The 17,973-nt window shown below is 64.7% G+C and carries 15 protein-coding genes and 2 pseudogenes; 2 read left to right on the plus strand and 15 right to left on the minus strand.

Features of this window, described 5'->3' with window-relative positions:
* Positions 1-65 precede the first annotated feature (65 nt).
* A complete protein-coding gene (locus tag FHW64_RS04140) occupies positions 66-971 on the minus strand; it encodes an SDR family oxidoreductase (protein ID WP_184523317.1) in 906 nt (301 codons plus the stop codon).
* Between the two features lie 117 nt (positions 972-1,088).
* Here FHW64_RS04140 and FHW64_RS04145 point away from each other — a divergent pair.
* Together FHW64_RS04145 and FHW64_RS04150 are read left to right on the plus strand one after the other, a co-directional pair.
* A pseudogene (locus tag FHW64_RS04145) lies at positions 1,089-1,948 on the plus strand (class I SAM-dependent methyltransferase).
* A 55-nt stretch (positions 1,949-2,003) separates the two neighbouring features.
* Positions 2,004-2,819 carry a class I SAM-dependent methyltransferase gene (locus FHW64_RS04150; protein WP_184523319.1) on the plus strand — a complete coding sequence of 272 codons (816 nt, stop codon included), beginning with the start codon at positions 2,004-2,006 and terminating at the stop codon, positions 2,817-2,819.
* Positions 2,820-2,825: 6 nt separating this feature from the next.
* Here the strand turns inward: FHW64_RS04150 and FHW64_RS04155 are convergent, their stop codons facing one another.
* The 14 genes and pseudogenes from FHW64_RS04155 to FHW64_RS04220 all read right to left on the minus strand — a co-directional run bounded on the left by FHW64_RS04155 (position 2,826) and on the right by FHW64_RS04220 (position 17,972).
* Positions 2,826-3,764, minus strand: coding sequence for a glutathione S-transferase family protein (locus FHW64_RS04155; RefSeq protein WP_184523321.1), 939 nt, complete (start codon positions 3,762-3,764; stop codon positions 2,826-2,828).
* A 24-nt stretch (positions 3,765-3,788) separates the two neighbouring features.
* Positions 3,789-5,429, minus strand: coding sequence for an isovaleryl-CoA dehydrogenase (locus tag FHW64_RS04160; RefSeq protein WP_184523323.1), 1,641 nt, complete (start codon positions 5,427-5,429; stop codon positions 3,789-3,791).
* Between the two features lie 21 nt (positions 5,430-5,450).
* Positions 5,451-6,467, minus strand: coding sequence for an NADP-dependent oxidoreductase (locus FHW64_RS04165; protein ID WP_184523325.1), 1,017 nt, complete (start codon positions 6,465-6,467; stop codon positions 5,451-5,453).
* Between the two features lie 19 nt (positions 6,468-6,486).
* Positions 6,487-6,948, minus strand: coding sequence for a PaaI family thioesterase (locus FHW64_RS04170; protein WP_184523327.1), 462 nt, complete (start codon positions 6,946-6,948; stop codon positions 6,487-6,489).
* Position 6,949: 1 nt separating this feature from the next.
* Positions 6,950-7,744, minus strand: a complete 795-nt coding sequence (locus tag FHW64_RS04175; protein WP_184523329.1) for an SDR family oxidoreductase — start codon at positions 7,742-7,744, stop codon at positions 6,950-6,952.
* Between the two features lie 16 nt (positions 7,745-7,760).
* Positions 7,761-8,045: a Dabb family protein gene (locus FHW64_RS04180; protein ID WP_184523331.1), complete on the minus strand. Its 285-nt coding sequence runs from the start codon at positions 8,043-8,045 to the stop codon at positions 7,761-7,763.
* A gap of 11 nt (positions 8,046-8,056) precedes the next feature.
* Positions 8,057-8,260, minus strand: a complete 204-nt coding sequence (locus FHW64_RS04185; protein ID WP_184523333.1) for a hypothetical protein — start codon at positions 8,258-8,260, stop codon at positions 8,057-8,059.
* Positions 8,260-10,092 (minus strand): acyl-CoA dehydrogenase, encoded by a 1,833-nt coding sequence (locus tag FHW64_RS04190; protein ID WP_184523335.1) that lies wholly within the window; start codon positions 10,090-10,092, stop codon positions 8,260-8,262. The genes FHW64_RS04185 and FHW64_RS04190 overlap by 1 nt, the downstream gene beginning before the upstream one ends.
* A 128-nt stretch (positions 10,093-10,220) precedes the next feature.
* Positions 10,221-11,396 carry an acetyl-CoA C-acyltransferase gene (locus FHW64_RS04195; protein ID WP_184523337.1) on the minus strand — a complete coding sequence of 392 codons (1,176 nt, stop codon included), beginning with the start codon at positions 11,394-11,396 and terminating at the stop codon, positions 10,221-10,223.
* Positions 11,397-11,427: 31 nt separating this feature from the next.
* Positions 11,428-12,933 (minus strand): annotated as a pseudogene (locus FHW64_RS04200) (M20 family peptidase); the annotation flags it as partial.
* Positions 12,917-15,022: a 3-hydroxyacyl-CoA dehydrogenase NAD-binding domain-containing protein gene (locus FHW64_RS04205; RefSeq protein ID WP_184523341.1), complete on the minus strand. Its 2,106-nt coding sequence runs from the start codon at positions 15,020-15,022 to the stop codon at positions 12,917-12,919. The gene FHW64_RS04205 and the pseudogene FHW64_RS04200, both read right to left, overlap by 17 nt.
* 154 nt (positions 15,023-15,176) lie before the next feature.
* Positions 15,177-15,872, minus strand: coding sequence for an ABC transporter ATP-binding protein (locus FHW64_RS04210; protein WP_184523343.1), 696 nt, complete (start codon positions 15,870-15,872; stop codon positions 15,177-15,179).
* Position 15,873: 1 nt separating this feature from the next.
* Positions 15,874-16,662 carry an ABC transporter ATP-binding protein gene (locus tag FHW64_RS04215; protein WP_184523345.1) on the minus strand — a complete coding sequence of 263 codons (789 nt, stop codon included), beginning with the start codon at positions 16,660-16,662 and terminating at the stop codon, positions 15,874-15,876.
* Positions 16,659-17,972 carry a branched-chain amino acid ABC transporter permease gene (locus tag FHW64_RS04220; RefSeq protein WP_184523347.1) on the minus strand — a complete coding sequence of 438 codons (1,314 nt, stop codon included), beginning with the start codon at positions 17,970-17,972 and terminating at the stop codon, positions 16,659-16,661. Before FHW64_RS04220 ends, FHW64_RS04215 begins: the two co-directional genes overlap by 4 nt.
* Between the last annotated feature and the right edge of the window lies 1 nt (position 17,973).

The following is a 17,973-nucleotide window of genomic DNA, read 5'->3' on the forward strand; positions in this document are numbered from 1 at the left end:
TCCTTGCCGCGCCCAAGTCCCGAGCACCGGTGCGGGCATTGCGCCCGCACCATGGATGAGTCGCCTTACTCCGCGCGAAGTTGCGCGCGCAGGTTCGCGCCGATCTCCGGGCGCTCCAGGAAGGGATCGGCCGGGTTCTCGATCGCGACGATGTTTTCCATGCGGCTCTTCACGTTGCCCAGTGCCTTCGGGTGGCTGAACACGTAGAACTGGTTCGCGCTGATCGCTTCGAACACCTTCTGCGCGACTTCGGCCGCGGTCACCTTGCCGCTGCTCACGGCCTTGTTGCTCATGGCCTGGCCGATGAGCTGGCTCTTGGTCAGCTTGCCGGCCGCGAGCGAACCGGGCCGATTGCGCTCGCTCTGCGTGATGCCGGTGGGCACGAAGTACGGGCACAGCAGGCTTGCGCCGATCTGGTCGGTGACAAGCTTCAGGTCCTGATAGAGCGTCTCGGTGAGGCTCACGACGCCCGCCTTTGCGGTGTTGTAGATGCCCATGTTGGGCGGCGTGAGCAGGCCGGCCATGCTCGACGTGTTGACGATGTGGCCGCGGTACGAAGGGTCCTTGGCGGCGGCCTCGAGCATCATCGGCGTGAAGAGGCGCACGCCGTGGATCACGCCCCAGAGGTCGACGCCCAGCACCCATTCCCAATCGGCCACGGTGTTTTCCCACACCAGCCCACCTGCGCCAACGCCTGCGTTGTTGAAGACGAAATGCGGCGCGCCGAAGCGCTCCTTCACCGCTTGCGCGAGGTCCTCCATCTGCTTGGCGTCCGCCACGTCGACCTTGCGAGCCAAGACCTGCGCGCCGGCGGCTTCCATCTCTGCCTTGGCCTTGTCGAGCGCATCCTGCTGCACGTCGACCAGCACGAGGTTCATGCCGCGGGCCGCGCCGATGCGCGCGCACTCCAGGCCGAAACCGGAACCGGCGCCGGTGAGAACAGCCGTGGTGCCCTTGAAATCCTGAATCATTTGCGCGTGTCCTTTCGTCTCTTGAGTGGTGATGTGCGAAACCGCTATTGAAATACGGAAAGCCGATCCGCGCAGTCGCGAAGGTGCCCGTAGTGCCGGGCTGACGAAAATATCGACATGAACCCTCAAGACAATTCATCGCCCGACAGCACAGCCGCACGCGTCGCGTTGTGGCGCGCGCTGCATGTGGAAGTCGACGCCCCGCCGCATGTGCTGGAAGACACCGTCGGTCTCCGGTTGCTGGCACCGGGCAAGGAGTGGCGCGAACGCGGCGACATGGACCCTGGGTTCACGCGGCCCTTCCGGCATCCATCGTGGCGCGTGCCCGCTTCATCGAGGATCTGGTGGCTGAACAGGCCGGGCATGGGCTCACCCAGTACGTCATCCTCGGCGCAGGCCTGGACACCTTTGCGCAGCGAAGGCCCGAGATCGCCTCCAGGCTCCATGTCTTCGAGGTGGACCCGCCCGGCCCTCAGGCATGGAAGCGGCAACGGCTGGACGAACTGGGCTTCGGAACGCCCGAATGGCTGCACTTCGTCCCGGTCGACTTCGAGGCCAGGGAATCCTGGCTCGACGGCCTGAGGAAGGCCGGCTTCGACGAAAGCAAGCCCGCGATCGTGGTGTCGACCGGCGTCAGCATGTACCTGAGCAAGGAAGCCAACGCAGCGACCTTGCGGCAGGTCGCTGCGCTGGCGCCCGGATCGATGTTCGCCATGACTTTCCTCCTCCCGCTGGACATGGCGGAGCCTGACGTGCGGCCGGGGCTGGAGATGGCGGAGAAAGGCGCAAGGGCGAGCGGCACGCCGTTCATCAGCTTCTTCAAGCCGCAGGAGATGGTGCAGATGGCGCGCGATGCAGGCTTCAGCGATGCACGGCACGTGTCGGCGGCGGACCTGACCGAGCGCTACTTCAAGGACAGGCCGGACGGCCTTCGCCCGCCGATCAACGCCGAGGAACTGCTGCTGGCACAGCGCTAGGACGAGTCCGCCGACAGGTTCACAATCGCGCCGGACACCACCCAGGAGGCACGCGATGGCGATTCCTGCTTCGGACATCAAGTTCGCCGGCTCGATCCCGGCGCTCTACGACGAGTACCTCGTCCCGATGATCTTCGAGCCGTACGCGGCCGAGACAGCGCCACGGGTCGCCGCCCTGTCGCCTTCTCGGGTGCTGGAAACCGCCGCCGGGACCGGCGTCGTGACCCGCGCGATGGTGCGAAGCCTGCCGGCGAACGTCGAGATCATCGCCACGGACCTGAACCAGCCCATGCTCGACCGGGCCGCTTCGACGGGGACACCGCGGCCGGTGCAGTGGCAACAGGCGGACGCAATGAAGCTGCCGTTCGAGGATGCGAGTTTCGATGTGGTGGTCTGCCAGTTCGGTGCGATGTTCTTCCCCGACCGGTCGGCCGCGTACGCGGAAGCGCGTCGCGTGCTTCGCCCCGGTGGAGCTTTCGTGCTCGCCATCTGGGACCGGATCGAAGAAAACGAATTCGCCGATACCTCGACGCAGGCGCTTGCCGAACTGTTCCCCGCCGATCCGCCACGCTTCATGGTGCGGGTGCCGCACGGCTATTACGACCGGTCGGTGATCGAGCGCGATCTCGCAAACGCGGGATTCGCCGCCAATCCTGCCTTCGAGACCATCGCAGCACGCAGCCGCGCCGCATCGGCGCATGCAGCGGCGTTCGCGTATTGCGAGGGCACACCACTGCGCAACGAGATCGAAGCCCGCTCGGCCAGCTTCGCCGAGGCCACGGCCGTCTGCGAAGCTGCCATCGTGCGTCGTTTCGGCAGCGGGCCCATCGACGGGAAGATCCAGGCGCACATCGTCACGGCGCATCGCTGAAGCGGCTCAGCCTTCGACCTTCCGCAGTACGTACCCGATGCGCGGAAAGTGCACGTGCACCGTACCGAAGCGCTCGCCGGTGCGGCGCAGCGTGTAGTGCGTGCGCGTGGCGGCGATGAGCTCGCCATCGGTCGGCTCCGGTCCGAAGCTCTCGGCGGTAATCGTCACGTGCGAGCCGAGCGGGATGCCGTGGTCGTCCTGGAAGGTGCTGTCCGACAGCAGCGTGTGCGGGATCGAGGCCCGGGCCACCTCGAAGGCCTGGGCTTCGTCGAAGGTCTCCATCGTGCCGTGGCCGATGCCCGCCATGCGGTCGAGCCAGTCGACCACCGCCGGCGTCAGTTGCAGGATCTCGGCCATCGACGGCGTGCGCTTGCGGGTGAACCACAGCGGGTGGTAGCACGCAAAGTCCGCCACCGTGGGGTAACCGCCGAGCAGGTAGTCGGTGTCGTCGAGCATGTCAGACAAGCGCCGCAGGTACGACTTGTAGGCCGATGTGGCGTCACCCGGCCGCAAGCGGACCATGTTGGTGCTCATCGCCTTGCGGTCTTCGCCGAAAGCCTTGGCGGCTTCTGGCGGCGCCTTGGCGAAGACCTCCGCCGCGCCCTTGCCGCTGAGGTTGTAGGCCATCGCGGCCCAGAACAGGCTGCTGTCGGCCCACTGCGCGACCACGCGCGACAGGCCTTTGCCCGGCTCGGGATAGAGCGACGGCAGCGGCGTGAGGTGTTCGAGCACATCGCAGATCAGCGCGGTGTCGCAGTAGATGTCCGCACCGATCTGCAGCACCGGCACCCGGCGGTAGCCGCCGGTGAGCGTCACATAGTCCGGCTTGGGCATGATCTGCGGAACAACCACCGACTTCCAGGTGAGCTTCTTGTAGCCCATGATCAGCCGGATCTTCTCGGAGAACGGCGAGGTCGCGTAGTGATGGAAGATCAGTTCTGCCATGGAAATCCTTCGCGTTGCGTTGATTCAATGCGGCTGCGCGCGCGAAATGATCGCATCGAAATCGACCGATGAGCCAAGTGTTCCGAACGCATGGCCCCAATCGCCGCCAAGTCGTGAGGCACAGAAAGCGCTGGTGACCTCGGCCGGCGCGGTCTGCGCCAGCAAGGCGGCCTGAACCGCCAGCGCCACATCCTGCGCCAGCCGGCGCGCCTCGATTTCCGTGGCCATCGCCTCGATGCGCGCCGGCAACGCATCGGCGAGCCGGTCGAGCGCGGCATCGGTTCCGCGCGCAGGGGCAAGCTCCTGTGCGATGGCCGCGACCGCGTCGCCCTTGCGCAGGCCGCGCAGCAGATCGAGCGCCATGATGTTGCCGGCGCCTTCCCAGATGGAATTGAGCGGCATCTCGCGATAGACGCGCGCCATCACGCCTTCACCGCCCTCTTCCACATAGCCGTTGCCGCCAAGGCATTCCATCGCCTCCTGCGCCAGGAGGCTGCCGCGCTTGCATATCCAGAACTTGGCCACGGGCGTGAGCAGGCGCGCCATCAGGCGTTCATGTTCGTCGTCCGGCCGGTCGAAGGCCCGCGCGAGTCGGATTGAAAGCGCCGTGGCCGCTTCGCTTTCGAGCGCCATGTCGGCCAGCACGTTCTTCATCAACGGCTGGTCGATGAGCGGCTTGCCGAACGCGCTGCGCTGCGCAGTGTGGTTGAGCGCAAGGCTCAGGGCCTGCCGCATGAGTCCGCTGGTGCCGAGGGCGCAGTCGAGCCGCGTCATCGTGCCCATCTCGAGGATCTGCGGAATGCCGCGACCTTCCTCGCCCACCAGCCATGCGCTCGCGCCACGGAACTCGACTTCGGAGCTCGCATTGGCCTTGTTGCCAAGCTTGTCCTTCAGCCGCTGGATCTGGATCGCGTTACGGCCGCCGTCGTCGAGCACGCGCGGCAGGAAGAAGCACGACAGCCCGGCAGGCGCCTGCGCCAGCACCAGGAATGCGTCGCACATCGGCGCGGAGAAGAACCACTTGTGGCCGGTGATCTCGTAGCGCTCGCCCCAGGCATCACTGCCCACGCGAACGGCGCGGGTGGTGTTCGCGCGCACGTCCGAGCCGCCCTGCTTCTCGGTCATGCCCATGCCCATCGTCACGCCGGGCTTGTCGGACCACGGCTGGAGGTTCGGGTCGTACCAGAGGCTGGACAGCTTCGGCCCCCAGTCGGCATGGATGGCTGCGTTGCCGCGCAAGGCCGGCGCCACCGCGTAGGTCATCGAGATCGGGCACAGGATCGAAGGCTCCAGCTCGGTGAACAGCATGAAGCCGGCGGCACGATGCACATGCGGCGAAGGCCCGGAGGCCGCCCATGCCGCTCCGTGCAGGCCGGAGCCGACCGCCGTCGACATCAGCGCGTGATAGCTCGGGTGAAACTCCACCTCGTCGATGCGCCGACCGAAGCGGTCGTGCGTGTGCAGCACCGGCGTGTGGATGTTCGCCAACCGCGCGTGCGTCTGCATCTCGGCAGACCCAAGCGCCGCGCCCAGGTGGCCCAGCCCGGCGGTGTGCAGCTGCGGCGCGTTGAACTTCAGCGCGTCGCGCAGCGGCCGGTTGGTCTCGAAGAGGTTGTAGCCGGTCAGCGGAGCCGGCTGGTTGAAGACTTCGTGAGTCGCATCCATGGCCGGCCTCCGTGAGGTTTGTCAGATGAGCTTGACGAGCTGCTTGCCGAAGTTGCGGCCCTTCAGCAGGCCGAGGAAGGCTTCGGGCGCGGCCTCGATGCCTTGCGCGACCGATTCGCGCGGACGGAGCTTGCCGCTCGCCACCAATCCACCGAGTTCGGCCAGCGCTTCCGGCCACACTTCCATGTGTTCGCTGACGATGAAGCCTTCGAGCTTGATGCGGTTGATGAGGAACAGCGACGGGTTCGCGAGCGGCAGCGGCTGGCCGTCATAGCCCGCGATCATTCCGCACAGGGCAACGCGCGCGAAGGCGTTGGCACGCAGCAGCACGGCGTCGAAGATGTACCCGCCGACGTTCTCGAAGTAGCCATCGATGCCGTTCGGGCAGGCTTCCTTGAGCGCGGCGCTCATGCTCTTGACGTCCGGGTGCTGACGGTAGTCGATGCAGGCATCGAAGCCGAGTTCATCGGTCACGTACTTGCACTTGTCGGCCCCGCCCGCGATACCCACCACGCGGCAGCCGCGCGCCTTGGCGAGCGCACCGAAGGCACTGCCGACCGCGCCGCTGGCCGCGGTGATGACCAGCGTCTCGCCCGCCTTCGGGTTGATGATCTTCACGAGGCCATACCAGGCCGTAACGCCGGGCATGCCGACCGCGCCGAGGTAGTGCGACAGCGGCACGTGCGTCGTATCGACCTTGCGCAGCATGCCGGGTTGCGAGGCATCGACGACGCTGTATTCCTGCCAGCCGCCGAAGCCGACGACCTTGTCGCCGACGGCGAACTTCGGATGCTTGCTCTCGACGATCTCGCCGACGGTGCCGCCCTGCATCACCTGACCGAGCGGCTGCGGCTGGGCGTAGCTCTTCGACTCGTTCATGCGGCCACGCATGTAAGGATCAAGGCTCATGAAGTGATGGCGGACCAGCACCTGGTTGTCCTTGAGCGCCGGCGTCTCGCTGGTGACGAGCTTGAAGTTGCTGGCGACGGCTTCGCCTTCGGGGCGGTTGTCGAGGATCTGTTGCTTGTTGGTGGGCATGGAAAGCTCCGTGTCTGAATCAGTCTGTTGAGGGCGGGCGCATTTCGTTGGCGCTCGCGGGGCCGGTCGGCAGCCGGCGCTTGACGTACTTGAAGGTGCCGGTGGCGTGCGAACAGACACGCTCCTGTGCGTCGTAGATCCTTGCTTCGGTGAAAGCCATCGTCGCGGTGCGGTGCAGCAGCTTGCCGCGCACGATCAGCGGGCCGACCGCTGGCGCCATGAAGCTGGTCTTCATCTCGATCGTCACCACGCCGATCTCCGGCGTCTCGCTGCGCGCAGCAGCGGCCTGCGCGACGTCGAGCAGCGTCATGCATACGCCGCCGTGCGTCACCTCGAAGGTGTTGAGGTGCTCGGGTCTCGCGGTGAATTCAATCTCGGACTCGCCGGCCTCGAACTTCGTGATCTGAAAGCCGAGATGGCGCGCGAACGGAATCTGGTCCGTATAGGACCGCAGGTTGATGGTCTTGCTGGAATCGGTCATCTCAAGCGCCAAGAACCACGCTTACACCGCCGTCCACTGCAAGCCATTGGCCGGTGATGTGCTTGCCTGCATCGCTGGCGTACAGCAGCGTGATGCCCTTCAAATCTTCGTCGTCGCCGAGTCGGCCGAGCGGCGCATGCGAAGCCATCTTCTCCTCGCCGATCGACTTGATCAGGCCGGCAGCCATCTTCGTCATGAAGAAGCCCGGGCAGATCGCGTTGACGTTGATGCCATACTTGCCCCATTCGGCCGCCAGCGTGTGTGTGAAGCCGATCACCGCACTCTTCGACGTGTTGTAGGCAATGGTCTGCATCTCGGGTGGGTTGCCGTTCAGGCCCGCGATGGAAGCGATGTTGATGATGCGACCGCTCTTCTTCGGGATCATGTAGCTGCGCGCGATCTGCTGCGCGAGGATGAAATAGCCGCGCACGTTGAGGTTCATGACCTTGTCCCAGGCCTCGACCGGGTGGTTCTCGGCCGGTGCACCCCAGCTTGCGCCTGCGTTGTTGATCAGGACGTCAACCGCGCCCATGCGCTCCAGGGTTTCATCGGCCAACCGGCGCGTGTCTTCTTCCTTCGAGCAATCGGCGGCAATCCAGCGCGCATCGATGCCGGCGGCCTGCAGCTCTGCTGCGGCCTGTTCGAGGTCGTCTGCCTTGCGCGAACTCAGCATGATCTTTGCGCCGGCCTCGCCGAGTGCATGGGCCATCTGCAGCCCGAGGCCGCGCGATCCGCCGGTGACGAGCGCGACCTTGCCGGTCAGGTCGAAAAGATTCTGGATGCTTCTTGCAGTCATGGTGTCTCCGTCGGAATCAGTTGGTTTCGTAGTCGAGCACGGTGCGCGATTCGCGGAGGCCGCCGAGGACGGCCGACACTTCGACGTGCACCGGGTGCTCCAGATAGGCCTGCAGCGCTGCCTTGTCGTCGAAGGCCGAGACGAGCACCACGTCCACGTTGGCTTCGAAGCCTTCAGTGCGGACGGCTGCTTCGAATTCGCGCATGCCGGGCACCAAGCCCTTGCAGCTGTCGAGCTTGGCCTTGAACCTGGCGGCGTCGCCCGGGTTCTTGAGCTTCCACATGACGATGTGTTTGATCATGTTCCTTGGCCCTACTTCTTGCTCGAAAGGCGCGACCGCACGTAGATCAGCACGACGCCCAATGCAGCAACCACCGCACCCGGCACAGCCATGGCCCAGCCGAGCGCCTCGTTCTCGCGCCCGGTGGCGATGCCGAGGATCAGGGTGAGCAAGCCGCCGTAGATCAGGATCCAGATCCATTTTTCCAGCGTGGCGTGCGGTTTGGTTGCGGTCATCAGAAAGCCTCCTCGGGCAGTGCGGCACAAGTCGGGTCACGCGACTCCACGACATTGAGCCACGCGCCGATCTTCGGCAATTCGTAGTTGAAGAAAAAGTCCGTTGCGCCGACGCGGCCCGCGGTGGCCGGCTGCGACTTCGCCGCATCGGCTTCGAGAGCACGATGCGCGACGTCGAGCCAGATCCACGCCAGCACCACATGACCGAAAGCCTGCATGTAGGGCACGGCATTGGCCAGCGCCTCCTGCGGGTTGCCGGTGGACCATGCGGCCTTCGTCGCGGAAGCCACGCGATGCAGCGCGGCACCGAGCGACTTGGCGTGTCCGGCCAGCGCGGGCTGCGCGGCGGCGCGCTGGATCGTATCCGCGATTCGCGCGCCGAGCAGCGTGAGGCCGCGCCCGTCTTCCATCAGCACCTTGCGGCCCAACAGGTCGGTGGCCTGGATGCCGTGCGTGCCCTCGTGGATCATGTTCAGGCGGTTGTCGCGCCAGTACTGCTCCACCGGAAAGTCCCGCGTGTAGCCGTAGCCGCCATGGATCTGGATCGCGAGCGAATTGGCTTCGAGGCACCACTCGCTCGGCCAGCTCTTGGCGATCGGGGTCAGTACCTCCAGCAGCAGCCGCGCGTCGTCGGCGGCTTCGGGTGAGCCTGTCTTCTGCTCATCGACCAGCCGGGCACAGTAAAGCTCAAGCGCCAGCGCGCCTTCGCAATACGCCTTCTGCGCGAGCAGCATGCGGCGCACATCGCTGTGTTCGATGATGCGGACTTGCGGCTTCGCGGCATCCTTGCCAGCGGGCCCGACAGGCCGGCCTTGCGGGCGCGCCTTCGCGTATTCCAGCGAGGCGTGATAGCCGGCCATGCCGAGCATCACTGCCGCGGTGCCGACGCCGATACGTGCCTCGTTCATCATGTGGAACATGCAGTGCAAGCCCTTGCCGGGCTGGCCGACCAGGTAGCCGACCGCACCGGCCTTGCCACCCACCGGGTACTTGCCTTCACCGAAGTTGAGCAGCGTGTTGGTCGTGCCGCGCCAACCGAGCTTGTGATTGAGGCCCGCAAGCGCCACGTCGTTGCGCTCGCCGGTCAGGTTGCCCTGCGTGTCGACCATGCGCTTCGGCACGATGAAAAGCGAGATCCCGCGCGTGCCCGGAACCAGCTTGCCGTTCTCGTCCGGGATCTTCGCCAGCACGATGTGCACGATGTTCTCGGTCAACTCATGGTCGCCCGACGAGATCCACATCTTGTTGCCCGTGAGCCGATAGCGTGGCCCGAGCGGATCGTCCTGGAAGTCGGCGCCGTCCGGCACCGCACGCGTTGCCACGTCGCTCAGGCTCGAACCGGCCTGCGGCTCCGACAGGCACATCGTGCCCGCCCAGCGGCCCGAGAACTCGTTCTTGGCAAAGACTTCCTTCTGCATCTCGGTGCCATGCACCATCAGCAGATTGGCATTGCCGCTGGTCAGCATGTTCGAGCCGATGCTGACCGAGGCCATCGCGAAGAAGCTGTTGGCCGCCGCCTGCACGGTATACGGCAACTGCATCCCGCCGATGTCGTAGTCCTGCGCCGCGCTCATCATCCCCGACTCCACGAACGCCTTGTGCGCGTCGTGCGTGGCCTGCGGAAGGATCACCTTCTCGCCATCGAAATGCGGCTCCTGCGTATCGACGGTGCGGTTGAACGGCGCGTACTTCTCGCGCGCGATCCGCTCGCAGGTGTCGAGCACCGCGTCGAACGTCTCGCGCGAATGATCGGAAAAGCGCTCGCGCTCATTGAGCGACTCGGCATGGAGCCAGTCGTACAGAAGAAAGTCGAGGGTAGGACGAAGGCTCATGGTTTGATCTCAAGGCAACGGCCAGAGGAGAAGGCCAGAAACCCCGCGGAACCGGCTTAGCCGGGCCGCTGGGGTTGCCCCCGGTAGGGGGTGGAGAGCGACACGAAGTGCGCGAGCCTGGGGGCGAGTTAAAAGATTTCAAACACGCCGGCCGCGCCCATGCCGCCGCCGATGCACATCGTGACGACAGCCTTCTTCGCGCCGCGGCGCTTGCCTTCGATCAGCGCATGGCCGGTCAGGCGCTGGCCGCTCACACCGTAGGGGTGGCCCACGGCGATCGCGCCGCCGTTGACGTTCAGGCGATCAGCCGGAATGCCCAGCTTGTCGCGGCAATAGATGACCTGCACCGCGAAGGCTTCATTCAGTTCCCAGAGATCGATGTCGCTAACCTTCAGGCCCAGGCGCTTGAGCACCTTCGGCACCGCGAAGACCGGGCCGATGCCCATCTCGTCAGGCTCGCAACCCGCAACCGCGAAGCCGAGGAAACGGCCGAGAGGCTTCAGGCCCTTCTGCTCCGCGTACTTCTCGTCGACGACCACGCAGGCGCCGCCGCCATCCGAGAACTGGCTGGCGTTACCGGCAGAGATCAGGCCGCCGGGCAGCGCCGAGCGGATGCCGCTGATGCCTTCCTTGGTGGTGCCGGCGCGGATGCCTTCATCGTTCTCGACGGTCACTTCCTTGGTGCGGAGGCCCATCACCGGATCGGCCACACCAGCCAGCACCGTGATCGGCGCGATCTCGGCCTTGAACAAGCCGGCTTCGAGCGCTGCGGTGGCCTTCTGCTGGCTCGCAGCACCGTACTCGTCCATCGCGTCGCGGCCGATGTTGTAGCGCTTGGCGACCTGCTCAGCCGTCTGCAGCATGTTCCAGTAGATCTCGGGCTTGTGCTTGACCAGCCACGGATCGGCCAGCATGTGCTTGTTGGCTTCGTTCTGCACGCACGAGATGCTTTCGACGCCACCGGCGACATAGACATCGCCTTCGCCCGCGATGATGCGCTGGGCAGCGGTCGCGATGGTCTGCAGGCCCGACGAGCAGAAGCGGTTGATGGTCATGCCCGAGGTCGTGATCGGCAGGCCGGCGCGCAATGCAATCTGGCGCGCGATGTTCGAGCCGGTCGCGCCTTCAGGCGTCGCGCAGCCCATGATCACGTCGTCCACTTCGGCCGCATCGATGCCGGCGCGCTGGACCGCATGCTGAACCGCGTGGCCGCCGAGCGTGGCGCCGTGCGTCATGTTGAAGGAACCCTTCCAGCTCTTCGCGAGCGGCGTGCGGGCAGTGGAGACGATGACGGCGCTGGTCATGATGTGGTCCTTTGAAGAAGAGGAATGTCGGTTACTGGGGCTGTGCAGTGTTTTGCAGCAGCTGGTGATAGAACTGGATCGCCTCACCGTAGTTTGCGATCGCGATGCGCTCGTTGGTGCCGTGGAAACGCGCGAGGTCTTCGCTCTTCACACGGAACGGCGAGAAGCGATAGACCGAGTCGCTCACAAGACTGAAGTGGCGCGAGTCGGTTGCGGCGGTCATCAGGCCCGGCGCAACGATGGCATCCGGAAAGGTCTGCCGCACGGCCTGTTCGATGGAGCGGTAGCCGTCGCCATCGGTCGGCGACACGGGGGAAGCCTCCGAATTGCCCGGATAGCGCTTGATCTGGATCGCATCGTTGGCAAGCGCGCTCTTCATGTGCGCTTCCACGCTGTCGATGGTGTCGCCCGGCAGGATGCGGAAGTTCACCGCCGCTTCGGCGCGACCCGGCAGCACGTTGTCCTTGTTGCCTGCACGCACGATGGTCAGCGCGGTGGTCGTGCGCAGCATGGCGTTGCTGCTGGGGCTCTTTTCAAGCTGTTTCTCGATCAGTGACCTGGTGATCCACAGATTCGACAGCATGAAGCGGTTGACCCCGCTCATCTCCGGCGCCAGCGTGCCGAACATCTCCCCTGCCACGCCCTTGATGCCGCCGGGCATCGGTTGGGCCTCGAGCCGCGCGAGTGCCGCGCTCATCATGCCGATCGCGCTGTGCGCGGGCGGCATCGACGAGTGGCCCGGCGCTGTGTCGAGCGACAGGAAGAATGTGGCGTAGCCCTTTTCGGCGAGGCCGATCAGCGCCGAAGGCTTCGACAGTCCCGGCAGGACGCCATCGAGCACCAGCAGGCCTTCATCGAGCACCCAGTCCAGCCGCACGCCGCGCGACTTGAGCAACTCCGCGATCGGCAGCGCGCCGCGCAGGCCACTCACCTCCTCGTCGTCGCCCATCACGAGATAGACGGTCTGCTTCGGCTGAAAGCCGCTGCCGATGAGCAGCTCGATGGCTTCCATCTGCGCGAACAGGTTGCCCTTGTTGTCGAGCGCGCCGCGGCCCCAAATGAAGCCGTCCTTGATCTCGCCGCTGAAGGGGTCGACCGTCCACGACTTCTCCGTGCCGGGCGCGATGGGCACCATGTCCTGGTGCGCCATCAACGCGACGGGCTTGGCCTTGGGATCGGAACCTGTCCAGGTATAGAGCAGCGCGTGCTGCCCGATCACTTCCTTCTTGAGGGTGGCATGGACCTTCGGGAACTGCTCGGCGAGGTACGCATGCAGCTTGTCGAATTCCGCGGCATTACCGGCGGGGTCGTCCAGGCTCGACACGGTACGGAACTGGATCCCGCCCGCAAGCCGCTTGGCAGCGGCCGGGAGATCGATCGCAAGCGGCGGCGCAGGCGCCACGGCAACCTGCCGTGACGGCGTGCGCCAGGTATTGACCGCCATTACCGCCACCAGTGCCGCGATCACCAGCACCAGCGCAAGGAACACACGTTTCAGCATGGAACGGTCTCGCCTCCGCTTAGCTGAACGACTTGCCTTCGGCGACCAGCTTCTGGATCAAGCCCGCGGGCTGCCAGAACTTCGCGTCGTCGTGCGGGTTCTTCGCGAAACGCTTCATCGACTCGGCGACGTTGTAGAGGCCGACTTGCGATGCGTAGTGCATCGGGCCGCCGCGCCAGATCGGGAAGCCGTAGCCCGTCAGGTACACCATGTCGATGTCGCCCGACTTCGAAGCAATGCCGTCTTCGAGGATGTGCGCGCCTTCGTTGACCAGCGAGTACACCAGGCGCTGCACGATTTCCTCGTCGGAGATCTTGCGCGGCGTGATGCCCAGTTCCTTGCGGTAGTCCTCGATCATCTTGTTGACGAGGTCCGACGGGATCGCATCGCGCTTGCCGGCCTGGTAGTCGTACCATCCTGCCCCGGTCTTCTGGCCGAAGCGGCCCAGTTCGCACAGCTTGTCAGCCGTGCGGCTGTACTTCATGTCGGCGATTTCGGTCGCGCGGCGCTTGCGGATCGCCCAGCCGATGTCGTTGCCGGCGAGGTCACCCATGCGGAACGGGCCCATCGCGAAGCCGAACTTCTCGATCGCCTTGTCCACCTGCTGGGGCGTGGCACCTTCGTCGAGCAGGAAACCCGCCTGACGCGAGTACTGCTCGATCATGCGATTGCCGATGAAGCCGTCGCACACGCCCGAGACCACGGCCGTCTTCTTGATCTTCTTGGCAATGCCCATCACGGTGGCGAGCACGTCCTTGGCGGTCTCCTTGCCGCGCACCACTTCGAGCAGCTTCATCACGTTGGCCGGGCTGAAGAAGTGCATGCCGACCACGTCCTGCGGACGCTTGGTGAAGGCGGCGATCTTGTCCACGTCGAGCGTGGAAGTGTTGGAAGCGAGGATCGCACCGGGCTTGATCACGCGATCGAGTTCGGAGAACACCTTTTCCTTGACGCCGAGCTCTTCGAACACGGCTTCGATGACGAGGTCCACATCCTTGAGGTCGTCGTAGGACAGCGTGGTCTTGAGCAGAGCCATGCGCTGGTCGTACTTGTCCTGCTTGAGCTTGCCCTTCTTGACCTGCGCTTCGTAGTTCTTCTTGATGGTCGCGACACCGCGGTCGAGCGCTTCCTGCTTCGTCTCGAGGATGGTGACCGGGATGCCGGCATTCAGGAAATTCATCGAGATGCCGCCACCCATGGTGCCGGCGCCGATCACGCCAACCGACTTGACCGCACGCTGGGGCGTGTCGCCGGGGACGTCGGGGATGTGCGAGGCAGCGCGCTCGGCCATGAAGAGATGGCGCAGCGCGATGGATTCAGGCGTGAACATCAGCGCGGTGAAGATGCGGCGCTCTTCGGCCATGCCGTCGTCGAACTTCATCTTCGTGGCGGCTTGCACGGCATCGACGCACTTGAGCGGCGCCGGATAGTTCTTCGACATGCCGCCGACCATATTGCGCGCGAACTGGAAGTAGGCGTCGCCTTGCGGGTGCTTGCACGGCAGGTTGCGAACCAGCGGCAGTGCCTCGCCCGTCTTGCCGGCCACCGACTTCGCGAATTCCACTGCTTCGTCGAACAGCGATTCGGCCGAACCGGCGAGCTTGTCGAACAGCTTCTGGCCTGGCAGCGAAGCGAGGAGTTCGCTCTTGACCGGCTCGCCGCTGACGATCATGTTCAGTGCGGTTTCGACGCCGAGCACGCGCGGCAGGCGCTGCGTGCCGCCTGCGCCGGGGATCAGGCCCAGCTTGACTTCAGGCAGTGCGACATTGGTGCCGGGAGCAGCCACGCGGTAGTGGCAGCCCAGCGCGAGTTCCAGGCCACCGCCCATGCAGACGGAGTGGATCGCGGCCACGATCGGCTTGGTCGATGCTTCGAGCGCGAGGATCACGCTCAGCAGATTGGGCTCCTGCAGCGCCTTGGGCGTGCCGAATTCCTTGATGTCCGCGCCGCCCGAGAACGCCTTGCCGGCGCCGGTGATGACGATCGCCTTGACCGCGGGATCGTCGATGGCTTTGGAGAGACCGTCAGTGATACCGATGCGCGTCGAGAAACCGAGGCCATTGACCGGAGGGTTGGTCATGGTGATCACGGCGATATCGCCGAGCACTTTGTATTCAGCCGTCATGCTGCGTTCCTTTGGATTGGGAGAGGATCGAAAAAACGGGGGGTTCGAAGCACTCGCGCTTTAAAAAGCACGAGTGTTCTTTTTTGCGTGAAATTCTAGGCGTTTCGGAAGTCGCCGCAATGGCGTTAGTCGCTACCGAGACAACCCTGGAGGCTCAGACCTCGAGCCATTCCTTGCGCGTGGCCCCATCGGCACGCAGGCTGTCGGGCGTGCCGTCGAACACGATGCTGCCGTGGCCCATGACGAGCGCACGGTCGGAGATCTGCATCGCGATGGTCAGTTTCTGCTCGATCAGCAGCACCGAGATGCCCTTGTCCTTGAGGGTGCGCAAGTACTGCCCCACCAGCTCGACGATCTTCGGCGCGAGGCCTTCGGTGGGCTCGTCGATGATGATCAGGTCTGGGTCGCCCATCAGGGTGCGGCACAGCGTCAGCATCTGCTGCTCGCCGCCCGAGAGCACGCCGGCCTCAGTGTGCTGGCGCTCCTTGAGGCGCGGGAACATGCCGTACATGTCATCGAAGGACCAGCGGCTGCCCTTGCCCGATCCCTTCTGTCCGAGCAGAAGGTTCTGGTGCACGGTGAGCTTCGGAAAGATGTCGCGGTTCTCGGGCACGTAGCCGATGCCGAGGTGCGCGATCTCGTATGCCTTGCGGCGCAGGATGTCCTTCTCTTTCCAATGCAGTGAGCCTTCGGCATGCACGAGGCCCATGATGGCCTTCGCGGTGGTCGACCGGCCGGAGCCGTTTCGGCCCAGCAGCGCGACGATTTCGCCGGGGCGCACGTCAAACGAAACACCATGCAACACATGGCTCTTGCCGTAATAGGCGTGGATGTCTTGGAGTTTCAGCATGTCAGTGCCCTGCACCTTGCGCGTCGGCAACCGACGAACCGAGATAGGCCTCTTGCACGCGCGCGTTGGCGCGCACCGCGGCCGGCGTGTCGAAGGCGATGACTTCGCCATAGACCACCACCGCGATCTTGTCGGCCAGGCCAAACACCACACCCATGTCGTGCTCCACCGTGAGCAGCGTCTTGCCGACCGTGACCTGCTTGATGAGCGAGATGAAGTGCTGCGTCTCCGTCTTGCTCATTCCGGCCGTGGGCTCGTCGAGCAGGATCACGTCGGCACCACCGGCGATGGTCACGCCGATCTCCAGCGCACGCTGTTCGGCATACGTGAGGTTGACCGCGAGCACATCGCGCTTCTTGCCGAGACCAACCTGCTGGATCAGCTCTTCGGTGCGCGCGTTCGCATCGTCGAGGTTCGACAGGAAACGCAGGAAGGTGTAGCGGTAGCCAAGGCTCCACAGCACGCCGCAGCGCAGGTTCTCGAACACGCTGAGCTTCGGGAAGATGTTCGTGATCTGGAAGCTGCGCGAGAGGCCCAGCCGGTTGATCTCGAACGGCCGCATGCCGTCGATACGCTTGCCATTCAGCAGCACTTCGCCGCTCGTAGGTGCGAGCCGCCCGCTGATCAGGTTGAACAGCGTGGACTTGCCCGCGCCGTTCGGCCCGATGATCGCGATACGATCGCCTGCCTCGATGGCGAGGTCCACGCCGCGAATGATCTCCGTCTTGCCGAAGCTCTTGCGCAGGCCCTTGAGTTCGATGGCGTGCGTCTTGTTCTGAACTGCGCTCATGCCAGTTCCCTCCTCTTGATTTCGGCTTCGATTTCTTCCTGCGCCTGCCCCCAGACACGCACGAAGCGGCGGCGGACCACTTCCAGCAGGCCAAGACCGACCAGCAGGACCACCGACGCGCCGAACCAGCTCATGAATGCCGAGGTGTCGAGGGTCACGCCCATGAACTCGACCGTCGGACCCAGGGCCGAGTTGAGCTGGATGTGATAGATCATCTCGATGATCGCGGCAGCACCGATGACCAACGGGATCGCGGTCAGCACCAGGCCTCCATACAAGCCCCAGAAGCGCTTGAACTTGCCGAACTTCGCGACGCGCAGGTTCATCATGATCAGGCTCGCAATGCCACCGGGCGCGAACATCACCATGAAGACGAACACCAGCCCGAAGTAGAGCTGCCAGGCCTTGGTGAGTTCCGACAGCAGCACCGCGGCGAACACCAGCAGCACCGCGCCGATGATCGGCCCGAAGAAGAAGATCGCGCCGCCGAGGAAGGTGAACAGCAGGTAGCTGCCCGAGCGGAAGGCATTGAGGCTGTCCGCCGCATTCACGATCTCGAAGTTGATCGCTGCGAGGCCACCACCGATGCCGGCGAAGAAGCCCGCGATGATGAAGGCGAAGTAGCGCACCCGCTGGGTGTTGTAGCCGATGAACTCCACCCGCTCCGGGTTGTCGCGCACTGCGTTCAGGATGCGTCCGAGCGGCGTGCCGGTGAAGGCATACATCAGCCCGGTGCAGATGAAGCAGTACACGGCGATCAGGTAGTAGACCTGGTTCTGCGGCCCGAAGGTGATGCCGAAGAAGGGCTTGCCATAGACGCGGTCGGTGGTCACGCCGCCCTCGCCGCCGAAGAAGCCGGGGAACATCAGCGCCATCGAGGCGACGAGCTCACCGATACCCAGCGTGATCATCGCGAAGGTCGTGCCTGACTTCTTGGTGGTGACGTAGCCGAAGAGGATCGCGAAGAAGCTCCCCGCAAGGCCGCCGATGATCGGGATCAGCACCAGCGGGATCGGCCAGCCGCCCTTGCCCGCGAGATTCATCGCATGGATGGCGATGAACGAGCCGAGGCCGACATAGACCGCATGCCCGAAGCTGAGCATGCCGCCCTGTCCGAGCAGGATGTTGTAGCTCAGGCAGATGATGATCAGATAGCCCATCTGCGAGAGCATCGTGAGCGCCAGGCTGCTCTTGAAGATCATCGGCGCGACGATCAGGGCGATCGCGAACAGCGTCCAGATAAAGATGCGCCCGAGGTTCCAGGGCTTGAAGCGGTAGTACGCGGGTGCGCTTGTGGTGGTGGAAGTCATG

The organism is Variovorax sp. Sphag1AA (assembly GCF_014192575.1).
GTDB lineage: Bacteria > Pseudomonadota > Gammaproteobacteria > Burkholderiales > Burkholderiaceae_C > Variovorax.

Excerpts from the sequence above, each read along its gene's own strand:
- FHW64_RS04140 (WP_184523317.1), bottom strand. The coding sequence starts at position 971 with ATGATTCAGGATTTCAAGGGCACCACGGCTGTTCTCACCGGCGCCGGT.
- FHW64_RS04150 (WP_184523319.1), top strand. The coding sequence starts at position 2,004 with ATGGCGATTCCTGCTTCGGACATCAAGTTCGCCGGCTCGATCCCGGCG.
- FHW64_RS04155 (WP_184523321.1), bottom strand. The coding sequence starts at position 3,764 with ATGGCAGAACTGATCTTCCATCACTACGCGACCTCGCCGTTCTCCGAG.
- FHW64_RS04160 (WP_184523323.1), bottom strand. The coding sequence starts at position 5,429 with ATGGATGCGACTCACGAAGTCTTCAACCAGCCGGCTCCGCTGACCGGC.
- FHW64_RS04165 (WP_184523325.1), bottom strand. The coding sequence starts at position 6,467 with ATGCCCACCAACAAGCAACAGATCCTCGACAACCGCCCCGAAGGCGAA.
- FHW64_RS04170 (WP_184523327.1), bottom strand. The coding sequence starts at position 6,948 with ATGACCGATTCCAGCAAGACCATCAACCTGCGGTCCTATACGGACCAG.
- FHW64_RS04175 (WP_184523329.1), bottom strand. The coding sequence starts at position 7,744 with ATGACTGCAAGAAGCATCCAGAATCTTTTCGACCTGACCGGCAAGGTC.
- FHW64_RS04180 (WP_184523331.1), bottom strand. The coding sequence starts at position 8,045 with ATGATCAAACACATCGTCATGTGGAAGCTCAAGAACCCGGGCGACGCC.
- FHW64_RS04185 (WP_184523333.1), bottom strand. The coding sequence starts at position 8,260 with ATGACCGCAACCAAACCGCACGCCACGCTGGAAAAATGGATCTGGATC.
- FHW64_RS04190 (WP_184523335.1), bottom strand. The coding sequence starts at position 10,092 with ATGAGCCTTCGTCCTACCCTCGACTTTCTTCTGTACGACTGGCTCCAT.
- FHW64_RS04195 (WP_184523337.1), bottom strand. The coding sequence starts at position 11,396 with ATGACCAGCGCCGTCATCGTCTCCACTGCCCGCACGCCGCTCGCGAAG.
- FHW64_RS04205 (WP_184523341.1), bottom strand. The coding sequence starts at position 15,022 with ATGACGGCTGAATACAAAGTGCTCGGCGATATCGCCGTGATCACCATG.
- FHW64_RS04210 (WP_184523343.1), bottom strand. The coding sequence starts at position 15,872 with ATGCTGAAACTCCAAGACATCCACGCCTATTACGGCAAGAGCCATGTG.
- FHW64_RS04215 (WP_184523345.1), bottom strand. The coding sequence starts at position 16,662 with ATGAGCGCAGTTCAGAACAAGACGCACGCCATCGAACTCAAGGGCCTG.
- FHW64_RS04220 (WP_184523347.1), bottom strand. The coding sequence starts at position 17,972 with ATGACTTCCACCACCACAAGCGCACCCGCGTACTACCGCTTCAAGCCC.